The organism is Saccharothrix sp. ALI-22-I, from assembly GCF_001984175.1.
Classification (GTDB): domain Bacteria; phylum Actinomycetota; class Actinomycetes; order Mycobacteriales; family Pseudonocardiaceae; genus Actinosynnema.
In genome coordinates this window covers 482,395-501,113 of record NZ_MTQP01000069.1, presented here as the reverse complement: position 1 = coordinate 501,113, position 18,719 = coordinate 482,395, and the positions used below count along the sequence as shown (strand labels likewise).

The following is an 18,719-nucleotide window of genomic DNA, read 5'->3' as shown; positions in this document are numbered from 1 at the left end:
TGACGCACCAGCGGCAGCAGCGGGCATGATCGTCGGGATGGGGAAACCTTCGGCGCCGGTGGCGGACTGGCCGTTCGCGGAGGAGTGGCAGGCCCTGGGCACGGGGCGCGCCGGCCGCGTGCTGATGGGCGTGTTGTCGTGGTTGGCCGCGTTCGTGATCGCGCTGTTCGCGGACAGCTCGGACGCCGACTCCCCGATCCCGCAGAGCGTGCGTTACGTCGTAGTGCTGGCCACACCGCTCGTGCTGGTGGCACGGCCCAGGCTCGGGTGTGCGGTCGCGGTGGTCTCGGCGGTGCTGCTGGGAATCGCGGGTGAACCGCCCTCGGTCGTCGTCCCGTTCGCCGTCAACGCCGCGCTCTGCGCTTACTTCCTGGCCCGCTTCCTGATCGGACCACGGCGGCAGCGTCGGTTGTTCGCCCAGATCGCCACGCCGGTGTCGATCGAACTGCCGGCTGACGACGTCGTCAGCCGGCGCGTACCGGCGCTGCGGGTGTTCGTGATCTCGTGCCTGCTGGTCCTGGCGGCGCTCGCGGTGTGGGCTTGGTCCGGGAACCCCGGCGTGTGGCTGTGGGTGGGTGTGATCGGTTTCGTCCTCGCCGTCCAGATCACCCGCCTCACCGCCGTACGACTCGCCGCTCGCCGGCTGGTGTCCCGACCGGGTCCCGGCGTGCAGGTGTTGATCAGCGCCGAGCAAGGGCCGCGACTGATCCTGTTCACCGCCGACAAGCACCGCCTACGCCTCGCTTGGCTGCCGCTCAACGAGATCGTGCACCGATCGGCGGACGCGGAAACCCCCGACGTGCGCGCCTTCCGCGCCGCCATCCCCGAGGTGGAAGACGTCAAGCCGCCGGACGACCTGTTCCCGGCCACCGTCGTCGGCGACTTCCGCGTGGGCGGATACGTCGCGATCGTCACCGACCACGCCGTGCTGCTGCCCGGCGGCCCGCTGCGCGCACTGTCCGCCGACCCGCCCATGGAGATCCCGACCCGTCTGGTGGACGGTCGCCAGTGGTCGGGCCTGAAGCGACCCGCCTAGGGCCGCTCCGGCCACCACGATTCGATGAGCGGGTCGTCGTGCTCGCGCCGCCGCCAGTCCTCGGTGAGGCGGCCGAGCCGGGCAGGGGCGGCCATGGCACGCACGGTCGCGATCTTGTCGTCGCGGACCTCCAGGACCACCACGCCCACCACCCGGTCGTCGAACGCGGCGATCATGGCGGGGGAGCCGTTGATCACGCCGGCGTGGATCGCCGGGGAGCCGCCGACCAGTTTCCGCTTCGCCGCGGACGGCTTGAAGGCGCCTCTCAAGGCGGCGGCGATCCGCTCGGGGACCGAGATCCGCGTCAACTTCTCAGTCAACCCGGCGCCGTCGGAGATCGCGGTCGCGTCGTGGGTCAGCAACGCCACCAACTGTTCGGTGTGGCCCGAGGAAGCGGCGTCGATGAACGCCTGGACGATTCGGCGCGCGGCGGCGCGGTCGACTTGACCGGCGCTGCGCTCGGCGGCGACATGGCGCCGGGCCCGGTGGGCGTGCTGCTGGCTCGCCGACTCGGTGATGTCGAGGATCTCGGCGATCTCGGCGTGGCTGTAGGAGAAGGCCTCGCGCAGGACGTAGACGGCCCGCTCGACCGGCGGGAGGCGTTCCATGAGCGTCAGCACCGCCAGGGTCACCGATTCGCGCTGCTCGAAGGTTTCCGCCGGGCCCAGCATCGGATCGCCGTCGAGGAGTGGTTCGGGCAGCCAGGCGCCGACCGCGCGTTCACGCCGCGTCTTCGCCGAACGGAGCCGGTCGAGCGACAGGTTGGTGACCACCTTGGTCAGCCACGCCTCGGGCACCTCGATGTGCTCCCGATCGGCGGCCAGCCAGCGCAGGAACGCGTCCTGCACCGCGTCCTCGGCGTCGGCGGCCGAGCCGAGCAGACGGTATGCGAGCGAGGCCAGCCGCTCCCGGCCGGCCTCGAAACGCGCCACGGCGGCAGTGTCCATGAGCGCCACGCTAGGCGGCGACCGCCTCGGTGGAGCGGGCGGATGCGGTTGCCAGGCGGTGCTTGCGAGCCGGCATCCCGAAGGTCGGGTGGCCCATGCTCCACGCGGCGCCCCTGAGGATGGCCGCCTTGAAGCGGGCGGCCGTACGGCCGAGCAGGGCCCAGGACTTCGATCGCGCGTCGCCGTCGACCAGCTGGAAGATCGCGTCATTCCGGCCGAGGCTGATGTGGTTGCCGACGTACACCAGCGAGGTCTTCGAGATCTTGCGACCGGTCAGGTCCCCGATGATCGCGGCCGTCGCCTGCATGCCGGTGTACCCGGCCGAAGCGCAGGACATCGGCAGCGGCCGGCCGTTCTCGCCGACGGCGTGGACGCTGTCGCCGGCGGCGTAGACCTCCGGGTGCGAGACCGACCGCATCATGCGGTCGACCCTGATCTGGCCGTTGTCCTCGACATCGAGACCGCTGGCCGCGGCGATGGGGTGGACGGCGAAGCCTGCCGCCCACACGGTCACGTCGGACGTGAAGCCGGTGCCGTCGGCGGCGATGGCTCCCGTCGCCTCGACGCGGTCGATGGTGGTGTGCTCGTGGACCGTGATGCCGAACCGGTCGAACGCTCGCCGCAGGTGACGGCGGGCCTTCGGGCCCAGCCAACCGCCCAGCTCGCCGCTGGTGGCGAGGGTGATCGAGAGTCCGGACCGGGATTCGGCGATCTCGGTGGCGACCTCGATCGCGGTCAGGTTGCCGCCGACGACCAGCACCGTCCCGTGCCCGCCCAGCTCGTCCAGGCGCCGGCGCAGGCGCAGCGCCGCCGGCCGTCCGGCCACGTGGAAGGCGTGCTCGTCCACGCCCGGAACGCCGTGGTCGGCCGCGGTGCTGCCGAGCGTGTAGAGGAGGGTGTCGTAGTCGAGCCGGTCGGTGCCCTCGCCGTCGGTCACGGTGACGGTCCGGTGCTCGGCGTCGACCGCGGTGACGTGCGCCAGTCGCAGTCGGATGCCGGTGCCCGCGAACATCTCCGCCAACCCGTAGCGGCGCAGGTCCTGGCCGGCGGCGAGCTGGTGCAGGCGCAGCCGCTCGACGAAGTCGGGTTCGGTGTTGACGACGGTGATCTCGAAGTCGTCGGGGTGGAGGCGGCGGGCGAGGCATCCGGCGGCGTAGCCCCCGGCGTATCCGGCTCCGAGGACGACGATGCGGTGCGGCATGTTCTTGCTCCTGTCTGGTTCGGGTGCCCTCTGAACGGGACAGCGCCCCGATCCCTGACAGGGTTCGACTATGACGTGGATCACCATGAACTCCGGCAGTGCTGCCCGCCGGTGAACGCTCGTGGTCAACGCGCCAGCCACCGCCACCGGGGCTGCTCGGCGACCACCGACGCCACCGCCAACGCCGTGACGACGCCCGCCGCGACCGGGTGCCAGGCGATCCACGACGACACGACGGCCGCCACGACCTGGAGCACCACCAGCGCGATGGTGACGTGACCGGGGACCGGCACCATCACGTGCGGCTTGTCGCCCGGAGTGGCGAACACCGTCGGCAGCCCGATCAACACCACCACGGACAACACGGACAGCACCCAGGAGACGTCCCACAACGCCCACGGCGTGGCCACCCAGGCGACCAGCTCGGTGAGGAACCTGAGGGCGGACGCCACACCTGGGCGGTTGGGGGAGCTGGTGATCACGGCCGAACGCTACGCGGAACGTCCGGTGCAGCACCACGGTCAGGCTCGTCACCCCGCACAACGCCATGCCCAGGTACAGCACCAGGTGCGGCGCGGTGAAGAACGTGTCCGGCCCGACGTCCGAATAGGACTCTCATTCGCCCCCCGGACGTCGATCGTCAGCGGCACCGTCGTCACGGTGAAGTCCCGCTGGTACTGCACCCACCCCAGGTACCGGCCCGGCGCGGAGAACGTGAAGGTGAACCGCAGTCGCGGCCCGAGACCGGCGACCGTCTCGTCCGGGCGGCCGGTCGTCATCGGGCCCATCTCGTGCACGTGCCCGAAGAACCCGCCTGCCCGGTCGCGCAGCACGAGGTGCCCCGCCATGCCCAGCCACGGCTGGAGGTCCGCCCGTTCACCCACGACCACCTCGACCGTCGTGGCCTGCCCGGCGACGGCGTTCGCCACTCCCAGGTCCACCGACGGGACGTCGACCGGCCGTTCCCGGTTCTCTCCGCTGACCTCGAACGAACCGCTGGCCAGCTGCGACCCGGACTCGGCCCGCTCGAACTCGACGTGCAGCAGGTGCCGCCCCGGCCGGTCGACGTCCACCCGCACCTCCAACTGCCCCGGCGCGACCTGAACGGGGTGCAGGTGCCGGAAGAACCGCCCGTCCTCGCCTGATGAACACCGCGCTGAGCAAAGTCGTGGCCAACAGCAGCCCTGCCAGCGACAACCCTCCGTAGGCCACCGGCTCCCACGCGCTCAACCGAGGTGTCAGCACCCGGAACGGGATGGTGGCGCGTTCGCCGGAGTCGGCGGTGGGCACCACCTCCCACGGCCCACTTCGGTCTACCGACAACACGGCCGAATGGGTGCCACGCCGATCCACCATGACGTGGGCGTGTTGCTCCGCCGGCCCGATACCGACCGTGACCGCGCGGACGGGTTCGTGCGGTCAGGTCGACGTGCAGCGGCCCTGGGACTTGCGTCGTGCGCCGGACCACCACGGTCGGTTCGTTGCCCGCAAACGTCTGCGCCAAGTGCAGGTCCGCGGCGTCGCTCACCCCGTGCGCCGACGCACGGCCGGCGCACAAGACGGCCGGCAACAGCCCGAACACGACCCCCGAAGCATGCGGCCGACGCTAGGCAGCCGACCACGCCGGGCGAGTCGTGCGAACGGACCGCTCGGCGTCGTACTTCCGGAGGAGGCCGCGCCAAGGCGGCTCAACCCGAAAGTGCGGTGGCCGGCACGGAGATCGTCACGGGAGGTCCGATCAGCGGTCGTGGTCGTCCTCGATGCCGCTAACTTGTGGTGATCAAGGGACGTCCCAGTGGCGGACGGACGGTTCACAGACGAAGTCGGGGTCAACGGTGGAACTCTCTCCGGAGGAACGCGGCCGGTTCCTGCCCAACGAGGTCGGCTCCGGACGTGCGGGGTCCGACGCCGTGACCAGCGCCGGACCGGCCAGGGACAGCCGGTGATCGTCGACGCCCAGGTGCACCTGTGGGCGGCCGACAACCCGGACCGGCCGTGGCCCGCGGGCGGCCGGGGGCTGGCGCACCGGGACGTGCCGCCCACGGTCGAGGAGACGTTGGCGGTGCTGGACGGCGCGGGCGTGGACCGGGCCGTGCTGGTGCCGCCGTCGTGGGAAGGCGACCGCAACGACGTGGTGCTCGACGCGGCGGAGCGGCACCCCGACCGGTTCGGGGTGATGGGCCGGATACCGCTCGCCCCCGCCGCCGCCTGGCTGCTGTCCGGCTGGCGGGAGTCCGGCCTGCTCGGCGTCCGCATCACCCTGCACCGCGAGCCGTGGCGGACCGCGTTCGCCACCGGCGGGCTGGACTGGTTCTGGGCCGCCGCGTCCGCCCTGGAACTGCCGGTCATGGTGTACGGGCCGGGGCTGTCCAGTCCACTGAGGACGGTCGCGCGGCGGTACCGGGGCCTGCGGCTGGTGGTGGACCACCTGAACGTGCCGCTGGGCGCGACCGGCGCGGACGCGTTCGCGCACCTGCCGGAGCTGCTGGCCTTGGCGGACCTGCCGAACGTCGCGGTCAAGGCGAGCGCGCTGCCGTGCCACTCGGCGTTCTGCTACCCGTTCACCGACCTGCACGACCCGTTGCGGCAGGTGGTCGGGTCGTTCGGCCCCGCACGCGTGTTCTGGGGCAGCGACTGGACCCGCTTGCCCTGTTCGTACACCGACAATTTGCGCCTGATCACCGAGGCTCTATCGTTTCTTGGCGACGCGGAACGGGAGCTGGTGCTCGGTGGTGCGCTGCTCACATGGCTGGGCTGGCCCCGCGTGGTGAAGGGACAAACGACCACCTGAAGTGTTACCACTTGAAACGCACGTTCGAGGGGTAACACGATCGGGTACCCCCGGCGCCGGGCGTGCGTCGCGACGTTGGGAGCACGGGTGGAGGAGCGCACGATCGCCGGCCGGTACCGGCTGACCGAGCGGATCGGGTCTGGCGGGATGGGGGTGGTGTGGCGGGCCGAGGACACGCGGTTGCGCCGTATCGTGGCGGTCAAGGAGCTGCTGTCCCGCACCGGGTTCGACCAGGAGTCGGTCGACCGCGCGGTCCGGGAGGGGCGCATCGCGGCCCGGTTGCAGCACGCGAACGTGATCGCGCTGTACGACGTGGTCGAGCACGACGGCCACCCGTGGCTGATCATGGAGTACCTGCCGTCCCGCAGCCTGGCCACGGTGATCACCGAACGCGGCCGGCTGCCTGCCGACGAGGTGGTCCGGTTGGGCGTGCAGTTGGCGTCCGGGCTGTCCGCCGCGCACAAGGCCGGTGTCGTGCACCGGGACGTGAAGCCGGGCAACGTGCTGGTCACCGAGTTCGGCACGGTCAAGATCACCGACTTCGGCACCTCGCGCGCGGCCGACGAGGCGGCCGTGACCGCGTCCGGGATGCTCGTCGGCACACCCGCCTACCTGGCGCCGGAGGTGGCGCGCGGCGGCAAGGGCGAGTTCCCGGCCGACGTGTTCGCGCTGGGCTCGACGTTGTACGCGGCGGTGGAGGGCGCGCCGCCGTTCGGCCAGGACGGCAACACCATCGCCCTGCTGCACCGGGTGGCCGACGGCCGGTTCGCGCCGCCGCAGCACGCCGGGCCGTTGGCGCCGGTGCTGATGCGGCTGCTCGACTCGAACCCGGAGACGCGGCCGACCATGGCCGAGGCGGAGGAGATGCTGCGGGAGGTCCGGTTCGACGAGACCCCGGCTCCGGTGCCGGGCCCGACTCCCACCGCCGTGATGCCCGCACCCGTACCCGTCGAGCCGTCGCCTGCCGAACACGCGCATGTCCAGTACACGCATGCCCGGGACTCGTCTGCCCAACAGCCGCCTGCCCAGGCCACGCCTGCGCAGGTCACGTACGCCGGGACCGGTGCCGTGCCCGCCGCCGGTCCCGGGGAAGAGCCGCGACGTGACCGGAAGGCGGCGCTCGCCGTGCTGTCGGTCGTCGTGCTGATCGCCGCCATGGTGATCGTGTACCTGGTCAACCGGGACGAGGGCGAGTCGCCGTTGGCCGGGTCTCCCACTGCCACCACCGAGACCCAGGGCGCGCCCACGAGCGCCGCCGACACCGCCACCCAGCCTGCCGGGACGACCGCGGCGGAACCACCGACCACGACCACCGCGCCGGCGGAGCCCACGACCGAGCCCACGACGCAGCCGCCCGCCGAGATCGGCTCGGACCAGGCCGTGAGCGAGTACTTCGGCCTTCTGCCGAACAACATGGAAGCCGCGTACGCCCGGCTGACCGACCGCTTCAAGGCCGCCTGGTCGCCCACCTTCGCCGACTACCAGGGCTGGTGGGGGCAGATGAGCGCGGTCAGCGTGAGCAACGTGCAGGCGGTGGGGCCGGACACGGTGTCGGCGAGCTTGTCGTACACGTTCAAGGACGGGCGGAGCGTGGTGGAGCAGAACGTCTACACGCTGGTCAAGGTCAACGGGCAGTGGGCGATCGACCGGCAGAACGGGGAGTAGCCATCGGATACCCGGTGGCGGGCGACGGCGGTCGGCTGTGATGATCGGTCGGGTGGGGGAGACGATGGTGCGCCGAGCCGTGCCCGACGACGCCGAAGGCATCGCGCGCGTGCACACGACCACCTGGCAGGTTGCCTACCGGGGCGTGGTGCCGGACGAGTTCCTGGCCGGGTTGAGCTGGGAACGGCGGGCCGAGGGCTGGCGTCGTGCCCTGGCCGAGCCGTCGGGGGACGGCAGCACGGTGTTCGTCGCGGTCGAGGGTGACGTGGTGGTGGGGTTCACCTCGGTCGGCCCGGCCCGTGACGAAGACCTGCGGCAACGGGACTTTCTGGAGCTGCACGCCATCTACGTGCACCCGTCGGTGTGGGGTAGTGGCGTCGGGTTTGGTCTGCTGGAGGCGTCGTTCGCGGACGTCGGCGTGTCCGGCGTTCCGGGCGTGTCCGGAGTGTCCGGAGTGATGCTGTGGGTGTTGGAGGACAATCCGAGGGCGCGTCGGTTCTACGAGCGTGCCGGGTTCGCTCCGGACGGCGTCACGCGGACTGAGACCGTCGGTGGCCGTGAGCTGGTCGAACTGCGTTACGTCAAGCAGTGGGTTGGGTCCGGCTCGATTTGACATGGGGCCCTTACAGGCACCGAAGGCTGGCCGCAGCCGGCCTAAGGCACCCGAACCCATGTCAAATCGAGCCTCGTCGGCCCCCCGGCGGTCTGGTGTGGGGCGCGGGGCGGGGCTAGGCGAAATGGCCGCGCCAGATGTCGATGACCAGGATCGGACGCATCCCCACCGACTCGTAGAGGTCGAGTGCGGGTGTCGGGTTGTTCGAGTCGACGTGCAGGATCGTGCCCGCCCGGCCGGTGGTCGCGTCCAGGCTGAAAGCGTGCCGGAGCAGGTGCTTGGCCACACCTCGGCCGCGCGCCTCGGGGAGCACGCCCAGGTGGTCTACGTATCCGCAGTTCTCGTCGGCGAACTGGTCGGAGCACTTCAGGAACCCGGCCGGGTGTCCGTCGAGTTCCGCCAGCCACAGGTCTGACCAGTCGAAGGTCGACTGGCGGGCCAGCTTCTCGTGCCACGTGTCGTAGGGCTTCGGCACGAAACCGAAGTGGCCGTCGAACGACGTGTTCCACACCTCGTGCACGGTCCGCCGCACGTCCTCGTCCAACGCCTGCCGCAGCACCAGGCCGGGCACCGGGGACGGCGGTGGCACGTCAGCGGTGTGGTCGATCCGCATGCGGTGGAACGTGGTCGCGATCTCGAAGCCGAGCGCCTCCACCCGTGCTCGCAGCGAGACGTCGTCCCGGTAGACGCCGTGGTGCACGGAAATCTTGTCGTGCCCGCCCTCTCGGCCGATCTCGCGTGCCCGGTCCAGCACGTGGGTGAACAGCCAGTCCGTCACGGTTGGGTCCGTGGATACGACGTCTACGTCGACCTCGGCGCTGCCGCTCTTGCCGTTGGCCGTCGCGTAGCCGACCGCCGTGCCGGCTGGGTCGAACACCAGCCAGGCGTCGCGTTCCGGGTCGAACTCCGGTCTGCTCAGCTCGTCCCGCACATCGTCGAGCGTGTAGTCGGCGAACCCCACGACCGCCGTCGTGTACGCCTGCACCAGGCCGAGGATCGTCTCGGCGTCGTCCGGGCGGGGTGGGCGGGCGGTGTGACCGGGGGGAAGGGCGTTCATGGGCGGACATGGTGCGCCGGCTTGCGAGGCCCTGTCGATCGCGTTTCACCGGGTTAGGGTCTGGCGGATGGTCGCCAGGCGTAGTCCTGCTCGTTGTGATCGCTGGGGTGGGTGTGCTCGCGGTGCCGGCGTCCCGGCCGCCGGTGCCGGTGCCGGACGCAGCTGGGGGCGAGTTCGCGGCTGGACGGGCCCGACCTGGCCCTGCCGGTTCGGTGACGCCGACCTTCCGGGCTCCACGCTGGAGTTGTACGGCTCGACGAGCCGCGAGATCACTTGCGACCTGGACCCCGGCGCGCCGCTGGAGGTCGGTGTGGCGGACCACTGGATCGGCCTGCCCGCCGAGGCGGCCTCGCTGGTCGGCCCGCGTCCGCCCGACACGATGCCGGTCCAGTCCGGCAACCGGCCGTTCGACGCCGCTCTGGTGCTCGCCGCGTTCCAGCTCTGATCGGCTCCGGTCGGCGATGCGGTGTCGGGGGTGTTGTCGTGATGGACCTCCGGCAAGAGGACGTCACCCAGACCGCGCAGCGGATCGCCCCTTGATCCGTAGCTTCCTCTGGTAGCCGATGACGAACAGAGCGGCGAGCGTGAGCCCGACGCACAGCCACGCGAACCAGTCACCCAGCCGCGCGTACGGCGTCGCCCTGTTACCCATCGGCACATCGGCGACCACCGTGGTGAACGCACCGGCCCCGCCGCTGCTCGCCTCGGCGACCACCCGTCCCCGGTCGTCGGACACCATCAACCGCGTCTGACGCCCGCCCCACGCCACCGCCACCCCGCTCTCGACACCGCGCAGCAACGCGATCCGGCTGTGCTGCCAACCGTTGTCGTCCTCGTTGGACGCCGGGATCGCCAACAGCCGCGCACCGGCCGTCGCGTAGTCGGCGCTAGGGTTGCGGTGGTTGACGTCGCCGCAGATCAGGACTCCGGCCGCCGGCAGCAGGGCGAGGTCGTGACCCGGCGGGCTGACCATGTCGTGGTGCTTGAGGTAAGGCACCGGGTCACCGCCGGAGGCCAGGAACGTCAACGCGTAGTTGTACTTCGCCCCGTCCGTCCACTGCGCGTACCCGACCACGATGTCGACGCCCTCGGCACGGGCGAGCGCGGTCATGGTGTCCACCAGCAGGGCGGGCCGGGCCTCGTGTGCGCCGAACACCGCCTCCGGCAGCACCACGGTCCGCACCCCGTCCGGCAACGCCGCGATCTCCCGCGCGTAGGCCGCCAGGAGTTCAGGCCCGGCCGGTGTGTCCAGGTCGGCGGCCCAGCCGTGCCCGTTCCCCGCCACCAACGCCACGCGCTGCGCCGGCTCGTCGTCCTGCGCCAGCCGAACCGCTCCACCCGCCACCACGACCGCGAGCACGACCCCGGTGAACACGGCGACCCGCACATCGCGCCTGGTCACCAGGGCGGCGACCGCGACGGGCACGAAGAGGACCAGGTACTCGACACCCCACGCCCCGGTGACCGACGCGGCCTGGACCACGATCGGCACGTCGGCCTGCGTGTTGGCCAGCGTGCCCATGATGCCCGTCGGGTTGAACGACGCCACCACGTACAGGACCGCCACCCACGCGGCCGGCGCGGTCGTCACCGCGAGCAGGGTGCGCCCGTGCAGCAGCAGCGTGCGGAACAGCACGACCGCCAGGGCGAACGTCAACGCCATGCCGACCGTCACCATCAGGCCCCACGGCCACAGCGGCACGTCGTGCGATCCGGCGAAGAACGGCCAGCTGTTCGTCATCCCCAGCAGGCACGCCCCGAACGCGAGACCCGCGGCGACCCGGCCGGACGTGCGTGCCGCGACCAGCAGCACCGGCAGCGGTGCGAGCCAGGTCAGCGCGGCGACCGGCGCGAGTCCCGTGCCGAAGTAGAAGAGGGCGGCCGAACACAACCCGGCCACGGGTAACAGCAGGCGTCGGTCACGTGCGAAGTCCATTGAGGACCCTTCCCGTCGTGCGCTTGCACAGCGCGCGGAAGTCCTGCTCTGACATGTTCATCCGGCCGCCCAGGTGCAGCTGGACCAGGCCCATGACCGGTGTGGTGAGGGCCAACGTGACCTCCAACGGGTCGTCGTCGAGCAACACGCCGTCCTTCAACGCCTGCTCGACCGCCGCGAACGCCGGGGCGAACGCGGGCGAGCCGCCGGCGCGGAAGTCGTCCGGGAACCGCAGCGCGTCCGACCGGTGGTCGGTGACGAGGTACCGGTAGAGGTTCGGCCGGCCGAGCGCGAAGTCCAGGAACGCGTCCGCCAGCACGTCCACCCGCGCGGCGAAGTCCAGGTCCCGGCCGCGTTCGCGCCAGTCCCCGGTCATCTCCGCCACCGCCGCGTCCACCACCGAACGCAACAGCGCCTCACGGTTGGGGAAGTGCCGGTAGGTGGCCATCGCGGTCACCCCGGCATCCGCCGCCACCCGTCGCATGGTCACCGCCTGCGCGCCTTCCGCCAGCAGGATCGCCAACGCCGCCGCCGCGATCCGATCGGCCGTCTCGGTCATGTGTACAACGTACACGCGTGAGGTCTACGCTGTACACATCGAGCCGCCTGCATGTCCGGATCGGGAACGGTCTTCGGCGTGATCGCCGAGGAGTGAGTGGACACGTCCGGACCCGTTCGGACGAAGTCTCATCGGGTGCGGGATGCGAGGACGCCGACGGTGTTGGCGGTGACGATGAGGGCGATGGCCAGCCAGTCCATCGCGGCCAGGGTCTCGGCGAGGACCACCGAGCCGATGGCCGCGGCGATCATCGGGTTGACGCTCATGAAGATGCCGAAGAAGTGGGCGGGAACGCGGCGGAGCGCGAGCAGGTCGGCGAGGAACGGCACGGCCGTGGACAGCAGTCCGGCTGCCGCCCCGCACGCGACCGCGGACAGGGTGGGCGGGTGCGCGACGAGTGCGGCGATCCCGATCGGCGCGTACACCACCGCGGCCAGCGCACCGGCTGCCGCTGCGCCCTCGACGCCCGAGGTCCGTGCTCCGACCGTGCGGCTGAGCAGGATGTAGCCCGCCCAGCACGCCGCGGCGAGCAGTCCCAGGCCGATCCCGAGGTAGTCCGTGCTCGGTTGCGGGCGGGTCAGGACCACCACCCCGACGACGGCGAGCAGCGCGCAGACCAGGGTGCTCGGGCGGCGGGAGCCGGCCAACGCCACGGCCAGCGGGCCGAGGAACTCCAGCGTCACGGCCAGCCCCAGGCCGAGGCGGTCGATCGCGGTGTAGAGCGCCAGGTTCATCGTCGCGAACACGGCGGCGAGCACCAGCACGGGCCACCACTGCGGCCAGGTGAACGACCGCAGCCGGGGCCGGCCGACGAGCAGCAGGATCACCGCGGTCACCCACTGGCGCACCGCGACCACACCGAGCGGGCCGATCACCGGAAAGGCCAGGGCGCCGACGGCGGCGCCGGTCTGGTTAGCCAGTCCGCCGCCGAGCATCAGCGCGACGCCCGCCATGCGATCGCCGGTGCCGACGGACGGCGCGGCGGGCAGGTCTCGGGTCTTGGTGTCCACGCACCGAACGATCCGTCACGTCCAAGCATTCGCAAAATGCATCTTGTGCCGCATCTATACGCTGGACACATGGATGTGGAGCTGCGGCACCTCCGCTGCCTGATCGCGATCGTCGACTCGGGCGGCTTCACCGATGCCGCCTTGGACCTGGGCATCTCCCAGCCGGCCGTCTCGCGCACCCTCGCCGCGCTGGAGGACGTGCTCGGCGTCCGATTGCTGCGCCGGACCAGCCGCGAGGTCGTGCTCACCGCCGCGGGAGTGCGCGTGCTGGCCCGCGCACGACGTGTGGTCGCCGAGGTCGAGGACCTGGCACGCGAGGCGAAGACAGGCCGCGGCCGGCTCCGCATCGGCCACGCGTGGGCGGCGATCGGCGAACACACCCTGGAGTTCCAGCGCCGCTGGACCGAGCGGCACCCCGACGTCTCACTGCACCTGGTGCGCACCAACTCGCCGACGGGAGGCCTCGCCGAAGGCGCCTGCGACCTGGCCGTCGTGCGGACCCCGTCCGACACCGTGTGGCCCGACACCGCCGCGGGCCGGTTCGACGCGAAACGCTTCGACCGGGCCGTCGTCGGTCTGGAATCGCGCTACTGCGCGCTGGCCGCGGACGACCCCATGGCCCGACGCCGCCAGTTGCGCCTGGACGACCTCAGCGACCGCACCCTCGCCGTCGACCCCCGCACCGGGACGACCACCCCCGAACTGTGGCCGGTCGGCAGCCGTCCCCGGGTGGAGGAGATCCACGACGTCGACGACTGGCTCGCCGTGATCGGCACCGGTCGCTGTGTCGGGGTCACGGCCGAGAGCACGCTCACCCAATACCGACGCCCCGGCATCGTCTTCCGCCGCGTGCGCGACGCCCCACCGATCCCCGTCTGGCTGATCTGGTGGCGCGACGACCCCCACCCGGCCACCCAGGACGTGGTCGGCCTGATGGCCGAGCTGTACCGCGACAACACCACCCCGACCCGTCGCGGCGCCGGCCGTGCCGCACCCCCGGAGGGACAGCCCGGTCAGCCGGAGACCCGGTAGCGCAGCAGCACCACGCCGTTGCCGAATGTCCGGCTGTCGATCAGGTCCAGGTCCGTCTTGTCGTCCGCCGGCCCGAACAACGGCCGCCCCCGCCCGAGCAGGACCGGGTCCACGTACAGGTGGTGCTCGTCGATCAGTCCGAGCCGCCGGAACGTCGAGGCCAGGTCCGCGCTGCCCAACGACAGATCCCCATCGGTCGAAGCCTTCAGCGCCAGCACCTCGTCCGCCACCACCTCGCGCACGATGGTCGTGTTCCAGTCCGTCGACTCCCACGTCCGCGAGTACACGATCTTCGGCATCTCCCGCCAGATCCGCGCGAACTCGGCCATCGGCCCCGAAATCGCCGGATCGCGGTCGGCGGTCGGCCAGAACTCGGCCATCAGCGCGTGGGTGCGCCGCCCGGCCAGGAACGCGCCCATCCGCGACAACTCGTCGTTGAAGTGCTGGTGCAGCTCGTCGTCGACGAGGTGCCAGTCGATCTCGCGGTCCGGTCCCTCGAAGAAGCCGTCGAGGGACACCGTCGCGATGTGGATGATCTTCCCCATGGACCTCACCAGTCGTGGAGCGTGCCGTCCGCCAGCCGGTTCACCGGCAGGTACGCGGGACGGTAGGGGAACCGCTCCGCCGCGTCCAGATCGAGCTCCACCCCCAACCCGGGCGTGTCGGACGGGTGCAGCAGACCGTCCACGAACGTGTAAGACGTCCGGAACACCTCCAACGTCTGCGGCGTGTGCCGCATGTACTCCTGAATCCCGAAGTTGTGCACCGCCAGGTCCAGGTGCAGCGCGGCGGCCATGCCGACCGGCGAGATGTCCGTCGGCCCGTGCAGCCCGGACTTGATCCCGTACACGGCGGCGAAGTCCAGCACCTTCTTCAACGCCGTCACACCACTGGTATGGGTGACCGCCGAACGCACGTAGTCGATCAACCGCTCGCTCAACAACGTGGTGTAGTCGTGGATCGAGTTGAACACCTCGCCGATCGCCAACGGCGTGGTGGTGTGCTGCCGGATCAGGCGCAACGCCGCCTGGTCCTCACCGGGCGTCGCGTCCTCCAACCAGAACAGGTCGTACGGCTCCAGCGACTTGCCCAGGCGCGCCGCCTCGATCGGCGTCATCCGGTGGTGGCCGTCGTGCAGCAACGGCAGTTCCGGCCCGAACTCCGCCCGCACCGCCTCGAACACGCTCGGCACGTGCCGCAGGTACGCGCGGGTGTCCCAGCTCTCCTCCACCGGCAGCACACCGGCCCGCGCCGGCTCGTAGTCGTACCGCTCACCGCCACCCGCCGCCGACGCCGCCACGCCGTACACGGTGTCCAGCCCCGGAATGCCGGTCTGCACCCGGATCGCCCGGAACCCCAGTTCGAGGTGCTGCCGGATCGAGTCGAACAGCTCCGGCAGGTCCCGCCCCGACGCGTGCCCGTACGCCAACGCGCCGACCCGGCACGCACCGCCCAGCAACTCGTACAGCGGCATCCCGGCGACGCGCGCCTTGATGTCCCACAACGCCGTGTCGACGGCGGCGATCGCGGCCATCGTCACCGGGCCGCGCCGCCAGTACGCGCCCCGGTACAGGTACTGCCACGTGTCCTCGATGCGGTGAGCGTCGCGCCCGATGAGCAGCGGCACGACGTGTTCCCGCAGGTACGCCTCCACCGCCAGCTCACGGCCGTTGAGCGTCGCGTCGCCCAGTCCGGTGACCCCGCCTTCGGTGGTGATCCGGAGCGTGACGAAGTTCCGCCCCGGGCTGGTCACCACGACGTCCACGGCCCGAATCTTCACAAGCCCCTCCGCACTTCCGCCACCAACACGCCATAGGCGTCGAGTTCCACCACGGACAGCGGCTCGCCGTCCAACGTCAGCAAAGAGCCATCCACTTGAGGACTCACCGCGACCGGCGACGCGTGCTGGCTGATGAACCACGCGAACACCCGCCCGTCCTCGTGCTCCATCAACCCCGTCATCACCAGCGGATCGTCGACCCGCACGCGCGGCGGCACACCGGCCACCGTCGCCAACGCGGAGTACAGCCGCCACGTCGGCTCCGGGTTCACCCGAGGCGTCATCGCGGCCATGTGCTCCAACGGGTAAGTGCACAGCACCATCCAGCCGTCACCCACCCGGTGGCGCAGCAACGCGGGCCGACCACGACCGTCGACCGCGATCACCTCCGCACCATCGGGCACCACCGGCAGGAACGCCCGGGAGTTCTCCGTGCCGCCGACCCGGAACACCAGCTCCTCGCCCGCGCCGATACCGCCGAAGTCCCGCACGAACCCCATCCGCAGCTCGTCGTCCTCGACCGGGTCGACCAACCCGTACCGCAGCTGCTTCACCACGCCGAACGTCTCGTCCAGCTTCGGCCACCACGGCCCGCGCTGCGTCCGGTGCTCCCCGACGAAGTACGACACGTACACCACCGAGCCCGCCGAAGCCCGCTCCACCAACGTCCGCCACGTCGGCGCGGTGAGCTGCTTGACCGACGGCACCAGGTACAGCGCGCAGTCGTCCGGCACACCGTCCAACTCGCGCACCACGCCCACCGGCAGATCCGCTTCCCGTGCCGCGATGTACGCCTGCCGCGAGTTGTTCGCCACGCTCGTCGCGTCCTCGGGATACGTGAACGGGTATTGCGCCTCCAGGAACGACGACACCAGCAGCGCGATCCGCGTGTCCGACCGCCGCAACCTCGCGAAATCGGTGCGTCGCAACACTTCCGTGAACGCGTGCACCTCCCGCAGCTGCTGCTTCGGTCGCCCTTCGGAGTCGGTCAGCCCGAAGTGCATTTCGAACGGGTGATGCCGGTACGGCTCCTGGTCGGCCAGTCCGTCGTAATCGGTGTTGTTCCACGGTATCCAGCCGGTCGCGCCCGCGAGCAGCGTCGTGTGCAGGATCTGCCGGTAGTAGTGCGCGGCGTTGGCCTCGGAGACGTAGTCCGACGTCACGCCGAACTCCTCCATGATCACCGGCTTGCCGCCGATGTCGAGCAGCTCGCAGACGAACGCCGCGCCGAGGTGCAGCCGCAGCTGGTCGTCCTCCATCCGGTACACGTGCGGCCCGTGGAAGTCGATCAGCGGCGCCAGGTCGCGGACCCGGAAACCGTTGTCCAGCCCGGTGATCTCCACACCCCACGCACCGTCACCGACGGACACCGGCTGCGTCGCGCCCGCCGCCCGGATCTCGCCGATCAACGCCGCCGCCCACGCCGTCACGGCGTCCGCGTCGAGCGTGCCGATGCCCCGCGACCTCCAGTCGGCGTAGATCGGGATCTCGTTGCTCAGCAGCCACCCCGCGACGGCCGGGTGGTCCTTCCACCGGCCGGTCAGCTCCCGGACGTACCAGCGCTGCCGGTCCAGGAACGACTCGTCGGCGAAGATGTCCCGGCCGTCCCGCCACGGCGGGTCCCAGTTCTGGCCCGACATGTGCCCGACGACGAACGTCGGGATGGTCTGCATCCCCAGCGCGCGATGCCGGTCGAGGAAGTCGTCGTACCTGGTCAGCAGCTTCTCGTCGAGGGTGTCCTCGGCCGGCATGAAATCCGGCCAGTAGAAGAAGCTGCGGGTCAGGCCGATGCCGTGGTCGCGCATCGTGCGCAGCTCCTCGTCCACCACGGACGGGTCGTAGTTGCGCCACATCAGCGGGCCGCCGGTGCGTGACCAGTAGTTGACCCCGATCCAGACCAGCGGACTCCCGTCGGCGTCGGCGAGCTTGGCGGAGTTTCGCTGCATGGCCACAGGTATATCGTTATACCTAGCGTATGTCGAGGTAGTGGGGCCAGTCGGTGTAACGTTTGCCGGGTGGTGAGACGCGGACCGGGCAAGCCCACGATCGCGGACGTGGCGGCCCTCGCCGGGGTGTCGGTGGCGGCCGTGTCGAAGGTCGTCAACGGCAAGACGGGCATCTCCGCGCCCACCCGCGAACGCATCCTGACCGCCGCGCGCAAACTCCAGTGGACGCCGTCCGCCGCCGCGGTCGCCCTGCGCGGCGCGAAGACCCGCGCCATCGGCATGGTCGCCAAGCGCTCACCGGACCTGCTCAGCGCCGACCCGCACTTCACCCTGCTGATTTCTGGTATCGAGAGCGAACTGTCCCCGCTCGGGTACGGCCTGCTGCTGCACATCGTCGGCGAGGAGCCGAGTGCGGAGGAGGCCGCCTATCGCAGGTTGGCCGACGAACGCCGGGTCGACGGCGTCGTGCTCACCGAGAGCCGGATCGGCGACACCCGGTTCGAGCTGCTGCGGGCTCTTGGCATGAACACCGTGCTGATCGGCACGCCGTGGCGCGACGACCCGGTGCCCGCCGTGCAGGCGTCCGGGCTGGACAGCGGTATGCGGTCGGCGGTCGAACACCTGGTCGCGCACGGGCATCGGCGCATCGCGTACGTGTCCGGCCCCGAGGACCGGGTGCACACCCTCTACCGGCGGCGGGTGTTCGAGGAAACGTTGGCGGCGCACGACCTCGCGCCCAGCCACACCATCGTCTCCGACTTCACCGCGGCCGGCGCGGTCGATGCCGTCGGCAGGCTGCTCGACGACCGCCGACGCCCGACAGCGGTCCTGTTCGCCAACGACTCGATGGCCGTGGCCGGAATGAGTGCGGCTCGGAGACTGGGCGTGGACGTGCCCGGCGACCTGTCCGTGATCGGCCACGACGACCTGCCGCTCGGCGAACTCGTCTACCCGCAGCTCACCACCGTGCGCCAGGACCTGGTCGGCCTCGGCCGCGCGGCGGCGCGTGTGCTGCTCGCGTCGCTCGACGAGATCGAGGACGCGTCACTCGACATCCGCCCACCCGAACTGGTGGTCCGCGAGTCCACCGGACCGGCGGCCGGCCGCCAGCGCTGACCGGACCTGGCGCTGACTGGCCGCCGGCGC

18 protein-coding genes are annotated in these 18,719 nt (G+C 71.1%); 7 read left to right on the top strand and 11 right to left on the bottom strand.

The genetic code is table 11. The features are described from left to right. Positions 1-37 precede the first annotated feature (37 nt). Positions 38-1,036: a hypothetical protein gene (locus ALI22I_RS44405; RefSeq protein WP_143532762.1), complete on the top strand. Its 999-nt coding sequence runs from the start codon at positions 38-40 to the stop codon at positions 1,034-1,036. Here ALI22I_RS44405 and sigJ read toward each other — a convergent pair. The 4 genes from sigJ to ALI22I_RS44385 form a co-directional block, all read right to left on the bottom strand. Continuing rightward, positions 1,033-1,983, bottom strand: coding sequence for an RNA polymerase sigma factor SigJ (gene sigJ, locus ALI22I_RS44400; RefSeq protein WP_077012068.1), 951 nt, complete (start codon positions 1,981-1,983; stop codon positions 1,033-1,035). The two genes, ALI22I_RS44405 and sigJ, sit on opposite strands and share 4 nt — an antisense overlap. A 10-nt stretch (positions 1,984-1,993) precedes the next feature. After that, positions 1,994-3,184: an NAD(P)/FAD-dependent oxidoreductase gene (locus ALI22I_RS44395; RefSeq protein WP_077011567.1), complete on the bottom strand. Its 1,191-nt coding sequence runs from the start codon at positions 3,182-3,184 to the stop codon at positions 1,994-1,996. A 125-nt stretch (positions 3,185-3,309) separates the two neighbouring features. Beyond that, complete coding sequence (locus ALI22I_RS44390) at positions 3,310-3,666, bottom strand: hypothetical protein (RefSeq protein WP_077011566.1); 357 nt, start codon at positions 3,664-3,666, stop codon at positions 3,310-3,312. A 48-nt stretch (positions 3,667-3,714) separates the two neighbouring features. Further along, the gene (locus ALI22I_RS44385; protein ID WP_143532761.1) at positions 3,715-4,257 is read right to left on the bottom strand and encodes a hypothetical protein; all 543 of its coding nucleotides are present in this window, start codon (positions 4,255-4,257) and stop codon (positions 3,715-3,717) included. 869 nt (positions 4,258-5,126) lie between these two features. Here ALI22I_RS44385 and ALI22I_RS44380 point away from each other — a divergent pair. The 3 genes from ALI22I_RS44380 to ALI22I_RS44370 all read left to right on the top strand — a co-directional run bounded on the left by ALI22I_RS44380 (position 5,127) and on the right by ALI22I_RS44370 (position 8,253). Further along, positions 5,127-5,975, top strand: a complete 849-nt coding sequence (locus tag ALI22I_RS44380; RefSeq protein WP_077011564.1) for an amidohydrolase family protein — start codon at positions 5,127-5,129, stop codon at positions 5,973-5,975. Between the two features lie 87 nt (positions 5,976-6,062). Next, positions 6,063-7,640 (top strand): serine/threonine-protein kinase, encoded by a 1,578-nt coding sequence (locus tag ALI22I_RS44375; RefSeq protein ID WP_077011563.1) that lies wholly within the window; start codon positions 6,063-6,065, stop codon positions 7,638-7,640. Positions 7,641-7,692: 52 nt separating this feature from the next. Beyond that, positions 7,693-8,253: a GNAT family N-acetyltransferase gene (locus ALI22I_RS44370; RefSeq protein ID WP_202971198.1), complete on the top strand. Its 561-nt coding sequence runs from the start codon at positions 7,693-7,695 to the stop codon at positions 8,251-8,253. Between the two features lie 115 nt (positions 8,254-8,368). Here ALI22I_RS44370 and ALI22I_RS44365 read toward each other — a convergent pair whose 3' ends face one another. Next, entirely contained in the window at positions 8,369-9,310 is a 942-nt protein-coding gene (locus ALI22I_RS44365; RefSeq protein WP_077011561.1) for a GNAT family N-acetyltransferase, read from the bottom strand. A 244-nt stretch (positions 9,311-9,554) separates the two neighbouring features. Between ALI22I_RS44365 and ALI22I_RS44360 the strand changes: the two genes are divergently transcribed. Further along, positions 9,555-9,755, top strand: a complete 201-nt coding sequence (locus ALI22I_RS44360) for a hypothetical protein (RefSeq protein WP_077011560.1) — start codon at positions 9,555-9,557, stop codon at positions 9,753-9,755. A 63-nt stretch (positions 9,756-9,818) separates the two neighbouring features. On the opposite strand, the gene ALI22I_RS44355 is transcribed toward ALI22I_RS44360, so the two are convergent. The 3 genes from ALI22I_RS44355 to ALI22I_RS44345 form a co-directional block, all read right to left on the bottom strand. Further along, positions 9,819-11,246, bottom strand: a complete 1,428-nt coding sequence (locus tag ALI22I_RS44355; RefSeq protein WP_077011559.1) for a nitrilase-related carbon-nitrogen hydrolase — start codon at positions 11,244-11,246, stop codon at positions 9,819-9,821. Next, entirely contained in the window at positions 11,230-11,805 is a 576-nt protein-coding gene (locus tag ALI22I_RS44350) for a TetR/AcrR family transcriptional regulator (protein WP_077011558.1), read from the bottom strand. The genes ALI22I_RS44355 and ALI22I_RS44350 overlap by 17 nt, the downstream gene beginning before the upstream one ends. A gap of 128 nt (positions 11,806-11,933) precedes the next feature. Then, positions 11,934-12,815 (bottom strand): EamA family transporter, encoded by an 882-nt coding sequence (locus ALI22I_RS44345; RefSeq protein ID WP_238598889.1) that lies wholly within the window; start codon positions 12,813-12,815, stop codon positions 11,934-11,936. A gap of 69 nt (positions 12,816-12,884) precedes the next feature. On the opposite strand from ALI22I_RS44345, the gene ALI22I_RS44340 reads away from it, so the two are divergent. Further along, on the top strand, positions 12,885-13,847 hold the full coding sequence (locus ALI22I_RS44340; protein ID WP_077011557.1) for a LysR family transcriptional regulator: 963 nt from the start codon (positions 12,885-12,887) through the stop codon (positions 13,845-13,847). Here the strand turns inward: ALI22I_RS44340 and ALI22I_RS44335 are convergent. From ALI22I_RS44335 to ALI22I_RS44325, 3 genes are read right to left on the bottom strand one after another with little or no spacing between them, the layout of a single operon-like run. Then, positions 13,829-14,392: a dihydrofolate reductase family protein gene (locus tag ALI22I_RS44335; RefSeq protein ID WP_077011556.1), complete on the bottom strand. Its 564-nt coding sequence runs from the start codon at positions 14,390-14,392 to the stop codon at positions 13,829-13,831. The two genes, ALI22I_RS44340 and ALI22I_RS44335, sit on opposite strands and share 19 nt — an antisense overlap. A 5-nt stretch (positions 14,393-14,397) precedes the next feature. Further along, positions 14,398-15,627, bottom strand: coding sequence for a D-mannonate dehydratase ManD (gene manD / locus ALI22I_RS44330; RefSeq protein ID WP_077011555.1), 1,230 nt, complete (start codon positions 15,625-15,627; stop codon positions 14,398-14,400). Then, complete coding sequence (locus tag ALI22I_RS44325) at positions 15,624-17,573, bottom strand: glycoside hydrolase 5 family protein (protein WP_077012066.1); 1,950 nt, start codon at positions 17,571-17,573, stop codon at positions 15,624-15,626. The genes manD and ALI22I_RS44325 overlap by 4 nt, the downstream gene beginning before the upstream one ends. 69 nt (positions 17,574-17,642) lie before the next feature. Between ALI22I_RS44325 and ALI22I_RS44320 the strand changes: the two genes are divergently transcribed. Further along, positions 17,643-18,689: a LacI family DNA-binding transcriptional regulator gene (locus tag ALI22I_RS44320; RefSeq protein WP_077011554.1), complete on the top strand. Its 1,047-nt coding sequence runs from the start codon at positions 17,643-17,645 to the stop codon at positions 18,687-18,689. Positions 18,690-18,719 lie beyond the last annotated feature (30 nt).

Excerpts from the sequence above, each read along its gene's own strand:
- ALI22I_RS44340 (WP_077011557.1), top strand. The coding sequence starts at position 12,885 with ATGGATGTGGAGCTGCGGCACCTCCGCTGCCTGATCGCGATCGTCGAC.
- ALI22I_RS44395 (WP_077011567.1), bottom strand. The coding sequence starts at position 3,184 with ATGCCGCACCGCATCGTCGTCCTCGGAGCCGGATACGCCGGGGGCTAC.
- sigJ (WP_077012068.1), bottom strand. The coding sequence starts at position 1,983 with ATGGACACTGCCGCCGTGGCGCGTTTCGAGGCCGGCCGGGAGCGGCTG.
- ALI22I_RS44355 (WP_077011559.1), bottom strand. The coding sequence starts at position 11,246 with ATGGACTTCGCACGTGACCGACGCCTGCTGTTACCCGTGGCCGGGTTG.
- ALI22I_RS44365 (WP_077011561.1), bottom strand. The coding sequence starts at position 9,310 with ATGAACGCCCTTCCCCCCGGTCACACCGCCCGCCCACCCCGCCCGGAC.
- ALI22I_RS44405 (WP_143532762.1), top strand. The coding sequence starts at position 38 with ATGGGGAAACCTTCGGCGCCGGTGGCGGACTGGCCGTTCGCGGAGGAG.
- ALI22I_RS44350 (WP_077011558.1), bottom strand. The coding sequence starts at position 11,805 with ATGACCGAGACGGCCGATCGGATCGCGGCGGCGGCGTTGGCGATCCTG.
- ALI22I_RS44335 (WP_077011556.1), bottom strand. The coding sequence starts at position 14,392 with ATGGGGAAGATCATCCACATCGCGACGGTGTCCCTCGACGGCTTCTTC.
- ALI22I_RS44325 (WP_077012066.1), bottom strand. The coding sequence starts at position 17,573 with ATGCAGCGAAACTCCGCCAAGCTCGCCGACGCCGACGGGAGTCCGCTG.